This is a genomic window from Sphingobium sp. Ant17, assembly GCF_000588875.1.
In the GTDB taxonomy this organism is placed as follows: Bacteria; Pseudomonadota; Alphaproteobacteria; order Sphingomonadales; family Sphingomonadaceae; genus Sphingobium.
The window spans coordinates 1-1,552 of record NZ_JEMV01000195.1; the positions used below are offsets into that span (position 1 = coordinate 1).

3 protein-coding genes and 1 pseudogene are annotated in these 1,552 nt (G+C 55.4%); all 4 read right to left on the reverse strand.

Annotated features, from left to right (window positions below; all coding sequences use genetic code 11):
* Window positions 1-307 precede the first annotated feature (307 nt).
* Window positions 308-1,009: a TIR domain-containing protein gene (locus BF95_RS27805; protein WP_011002526.1), complete on the reverse strand. Its 702-nt coding sequence runs from the start codon at window positions 1,007-1,009 to the stop codon at window positions 308-310.
* An 11-nt stretch (window positions 1,010-1,020) separates the two neighbouring features.
* The gene (locus BF95_RS30170; protein WP_327195535.1) at window positions 1,021-1,179 is read right to left on the reverse strand and encodes a DUF2321 domain-containing protein; all 159 of its coding nucleotides are present in this window, start codon (window positions 1,177-1,179) and stop codon (window positions 1,021-1,023) included.
* Window positions 1,180-1,186: 7 nt separating this feature from the next.
* Window positions 1,187-1,405: pseudogene (locus tag BF95_RS30175) on the reverse strand (DUF2321 domain-containing protein); the annotation flags it as partial.
* On the reverse strand, window positions 1,341-1,508 hold the full coding sequence (locus BF95_RS30180; protein ID WP_235210022.1) for a DUF2321 domain-containing protein: 168 nt from the start codon (window positions 1,506-1,508) through the stop codon (window positions 1,341-1,343). The gene BF95_RS30180 and the pseudogene BF95_RS30175, both read right to left, overlap by 65 nt.
* Window positions 1,509-1,552: the final 44 nt, after the last annotated feature.

Genomic DNA, 1,552 nt, shown 5'->3' on the forward strand with positions numbered 1-1,552 from the left:
CGCGGCGGGGCGCTGGCCGGGCCGATCAGGCACAGCCGGTTCGGCGGCATCGAGGGGCGCCAAGCCGTGCGCGGCGCGGATAGTCCGCAGGGCTTTCCCCTGGAGGCAAACGCAGCGCGCAGCGCCCGCAGGCGCGAAGGCGTGAGGGATTGAAGCCGAATGGCCGTGACGACAAAGACGGCACGGGGCGCAGCCCGAAGCCCGGCGGCGCTTTGCGCCGACACGCTCAAAAGCCTAAGAGCACAACAAGGGGCTCATTCTGGGAAATAGCAGGCACTATTTCCAAATAGATTTAATTTGCCGATGCCTACAGATTCGCCAACGAAATGGGATAACCCTGAGCCGCCATTTCCTTTGCCAGAAGCGGCCCTGCATCCTTTTGCAGATTGTCCTTGAATGGGATATAGAGCAACCCTTGGATGTCGGATGGGCGCTCCATATTGTCTTGTTGCTTCATGAGAATGGCAACGTTCTTACGACCGAGCAGCGTAAGCATCATGCCCAATTCCATCACAACATTTTGGCGCGCACGGAACGCCTTTTCGTCTTCGTGACCAGCGCGGTAGCCCTCGTCGTCGGGCGTGGCCAGCACCACAGCAAACTTTACTTCTGCCGTGTATTTTTCCAATTTCTCGATGATGGTCTGCCCTTCCGAAGGAAGTTGATCCAAGATCAACGGCTCAAGCCTCCAGCGGCGCAGCATCGCTTCAAGCTCGGTTCGGGCGGCATTATCGTGCCCATAAACCACGAATACCTTGCTGAGCATTGGCTTAGCAGCAGCGCCATTCTGTGGAGCTGGTGCCGCAGCCTGTGCAGGTTGTACGCCAAGGCAAGCCTTTACCGCCTCTTGGTTCTTGCCCTGAACATTGAAATTGCCGGTGTGGTAGCTATTGACGATTGCTCCATTTTGCAAACGAAGTTGTGTGCCAGTGCCGTTTGCAAGTGCCGTCTCATTCGCAATCTGAAGATTGCCGGCCTGTAGGCAGGCCTTAATTTCGTCGAGAGTCATTGCCATTCCTTCTAAGCTCCCCAAATCGCTTTTTTCGCAGCTTCGCTAAGTACATCGACAACAATGTCGCGCACGCCAGATGCAACCGAAGCGCCGACCTTCGTCATCACCTTCTTGAATCGAAGGGATGCAACTTGAGTTTTTGGACTGTCTTTGGTCAATTCCGTCAAAATCGGTACGGAACTGCTGGACTTCTTCTGGCGACAGCTCTGCGCCTGCTTCCACTAGCTCAACAGCGCCAGCAATCTTGCGTTCAGTCCAAGGGAATCGGCTACCGCAGTTGTGGCAGAACGAGGGAGGCTCGTAATCACCACCCAAGCCGAAAACGCCTTCAAACGTAGAAATCGCCGCGAATGGATGCGCTGCACGAAGGACACTGCATGATGGTCTCTTCACCGCACTTAGAGCAGAACGCCTCTCGAAGCTCGGGATTCTGATCAGCGGCTGTTGTTGCGACATGTCCGTTAGGACAAACCTGTGCGACCCGATATGTCCCCATTACGCTCCCTTGTTATTTATGCCGATAGATACGGCGTTGGTCAA